Genomic DNA, 3,604 nt, shown 5'->3' with positions numbered 1-3,604 from the left:
GAATGCATATGGCTTTCGACGCTTCGATCACTTTCGAGCAAAAATCTTATTAAATTTAAAGTATAAAGATATCGGGGTTCATCTGGGTTAACGTGCTAAAAGATCACATCACCCCAACATTTGACTTAGAACCAGAATGCGAAGGGTGTAGCCAAATGAGTTAGTATTAGATGAATGTCGGGTGGCGATAGCCAAAATATGTTGAATTCTATATCCAGAATTCAAGCATGGTTGTTTGTTACGTAAAACCGGTTTGATGGTTAATCCGGTTTGCGACTTCCGAAAGGTATAGGGGAACGACACCAGCATGAAAACCAAGTATCAAATAAGAAAACAAGACTGCTATATCATACGAAATCCGTATCAACCGTAGGGACTACGGGGTAGCCTTCTGAAAAAATTAGCGGTTACGCTGGAGTTCGTAGAAATCTCATACTTCAAGCGTTAGCTAAGTGTGGGAAGTTTAAGCGTAATATTAATATATTTTAAAAAAACAAGAAGCTATAAAATAATAGCTTCTTGTTTTTTTAAAAGCCAATAATTCATTTTATAAAAGAAAAATTAAATAGATAATAAAATATACCTAAAGTTTTATAGATTTGAAATAATATAATTTAAGTTTTAGGGATATTAATACCTATACTTTTTGAATGAGAAAAAAATGGATTTTATGGATACTTTATATTAGAATTAAAGCTGTTGTTTTTCTATAACTATCTAAAATGAGTATTTAATAACAAAAATGGATATTAATTTTAAGATGATTAAATAGGAGTGTAAAAGTTGATAATTCTAGATAAACCTTATGTTTCTGAACTATTAGTAGATACTGTTAGAAGGCTTCAAATTCCTGCTGTTAGTTTAAATGATGTTTTTATTCCTAATGAATGTGATATAGATTTTAAAAAGATAGAGGATTTATTAATAGAATTAGAGAATGGAAATAGTCCTGTTTTATTCAACTCTGAAAATGGACTCAATATTTTATCAAGATATACACCTAATAATTATTTAACTACTGTTATAGATATATTGAAAAATAAGGTTACATTTAGGAAGGTAATGAGTGGACAGTATGAAGATTTCTTTTTCCAGGAAGTCTTACTAAGAGATTTAGAAGAAATAGATGTAGGTACACTTCCATTTCCTGTGATTGTCAAGCCTGCAATGGGAAATTCAAGTATAGGTATACATCGTATAGATCAATTAGAAGAATACTATGAAACGATAAAACAACTTAAAAAGGAAATGGATGCTGCAAGTTCAGCATATCCGCGGGAAGTTATTAATAATCAGTCATTTATCATAGAGAAATTTATTGAAGGTGATGAATATGCTATTGATGCATATTTTTCACAGGATGGAAAACCAATTATTTTAAATTTATTTAAAAGAATGCTTAGACATGAAAAAGATATGAGCAATCGGATATATTATACAAGCAAGGAAGTATTGAACGAATCTTTGATTAAAATAAATACATTCTTAAATACTATCTCATCATTTTTCGCTTTGAAATTGACACCCATACATATTGAAATACGTATTGATAAACATGGGAAAATTGTTCCAATTAAAGTGAATCCATTAAGATTTTCGGAGATCTGTACAAATGAGCTTGGTGTTTATGCTTATGGGATAAACACATGCGAGTACTTTTTTAAACAACAAAAGCCAGATTGGGAAAGTATAGTGAATGATATGGATAATTCAATTTATAGTTACTGTTGTGCAAAAATAAATACGACTGTGGATTACAACGAAGTAGAATTTATTAATCACAAAGCGTTTAAAGAAAATTTCAGTGAAATTTTAGAGTATCGAAAAATGAACATTATTGATAATTCAACTTTTGCGGTCGTTTTTCATAAAGCACCTGACTTAGAGGAAAACATGCGATTATTAAATGTAGATCTGAATCAATTCATTATGTTTAAGGATTTAGCATTCGTTTAATTTCTTTCAGCAAATGTTTTGGTGCGTCAGCTACAACTATTTTCTGTAGCGAAAGCGAAGCGACAGACCTCTATAGGTGGAGAGATGAATGCGGATTTAAGTTATTTTCCAGCAATTGTACAACCATCCGCTGGCCTAAAGCCTCCGGACGCAATTATGTTGAGTCATAATGGATTTATATTAAATAAAAACAATTAGGGAGTTATCTGTGGTGAAATCCATTGTTTGTCTATAACTATTAGCTGTCAGAAGTAAAAAAAGGAGTAGGCTCTTTTATACAGTGCTTAATCCTTTTTTTATTGAATAGATACAATTTGAAAGAGCTGTAGAGATTCGACATAAACCTATATTTTTAGTTCTAATTGTTGTTACTAATTCTTATAATGTAAAGATTACTTGAAAAAGGAGAGGGAATTTTGTGGATTGATGGTGTTTTTTCTGGTGGCGGTTTGAAGGGGTTTGCACTTGTTGGGGCGTATCAAGTACTAGAAGCTGAAAATTTTCGCTTTAAACGGGTAGCTGGAACGAGTGCTGGGGCCATATTAGCTACTTTTATTGCTGCAGGGTATAGCGGAAAAGAAATCCAAACTATGTTGGAAGAGTTGGATGTACCTTCATTACTAGATCCAAGGAAAACAATCTTACCATTCCCGTTTATGAAGTGGGTTAATGTGTATCACCATTTAGGTTTATATAAAGGAAAAGCATTAGAAAAATGGTTTTTTCAGAAATTGGCTGCAAAAGGCGTTTATACATTCGGAGATTTACCTAGAGATTCTTTAAAATTAGTGGCTTCAGATTTAACAAATGGCAGAATGATCGTTTTACCAGACGATTTACAAAAATATCATATTGAAGCAAGCAATTTTTCTGTATCAAGTGCTTTACGTATGAGCTGTGGTATACCTTTTTTCTTTGAACCTGTTACATTAAAAACAGGAAAAGGAGATTCAGTCATTGTAGATGGCGGCGTATTAAGTAATTTTCCGTTATGGGTATTTGATGATAAAGCAGGACGTAAAGTGCGACCGATTATAGGGCTAAAATTGAGTAGACGTAGAGAAGAACAACATCCACATGAAATTAAAAACGGATTAAATTTATTTGAAGCTTTATTTTCTACTATGAAAGATGCTCATGATGAAAGGTATATCTCAAGACGGCATGAACGAGATATTATTTTTATTCCCGTCGATGACTATAGCGCCACACAATTTGATTTAGATGAAGAGACTAAAGAAACGCTTTTAGAAATAGGAAGAAACCGTACTATTCAATTTTTAAAATCATGGCCAAGGTTTAAGTTATAATACTTTTAAGAAAACGAATAAAACTATTGACGTTCTATGAAGTGGGTGGTATTATATAAAAGTTGCTGTTGAACATACAGCTAGTACAATATAAAAATAAAATAACTGTTTGACATTCTGTGTGAAACATGTTATTATATAAAAGTTAGCTCTTAACAAAGAGATAACGATTGTAAATGAACCTTGAAAACTGAACAAGCAAAACGTAATCAATAAAGTTTTTAGTAGCTAACCTTGAGTTGGTGAACGAAACAAAATTTTGGACATCAAACATGATGCCAGCAAAACAATTTGAGCTAATCAAATTTCTTTTTATGGAGAGTCTTTTTATGGAGAGT

The 3,604-nt window shown here is 31.6% G+C and carries 2 protein-coding genes; both read left to right on the top strand.

Annotation, left to right across the window (positions count from 1 at the left end):
- The first annotated feature begins 783 nt into the window (after positions 1 to 783).
- Complete coding sequence (locus AC1DCY_RS26925; RefSeq protein ID WP_477355687.1) at positions 784 to 1,956, top strand: ATP-grasp domain-containing protein; 1,173 nt, start codon at positions 784 to 786, stop codon at positions 1,954 to 1,956.
- Positions 1,957 to 2,372: 416 nt separating this feature from the next.
- The gene (locus AC1DCY_RS26920; protein ID WP_477355684.1) at positions 2,373 to 3,266 is read left to right on the top strand and encodes a patatin-like phospholipase family protein; all 894 of its coding nucleotides are present in this window, start codon (positions 2,373 to 2,375) and stop codon (positions 3,264 to 3,266) included.
- The last annotated feature ends 338 nt before the right edge of the window (positions 3,267 to 3,604 follow it).

This window comes from Lysinibacillus sp. 10T31 (assembly GCF_056394365.1).
Note: the sequence above shows the minus strand (reverse complement) of the source record. Positions and strands in the feature narration are given on the sequence as shown.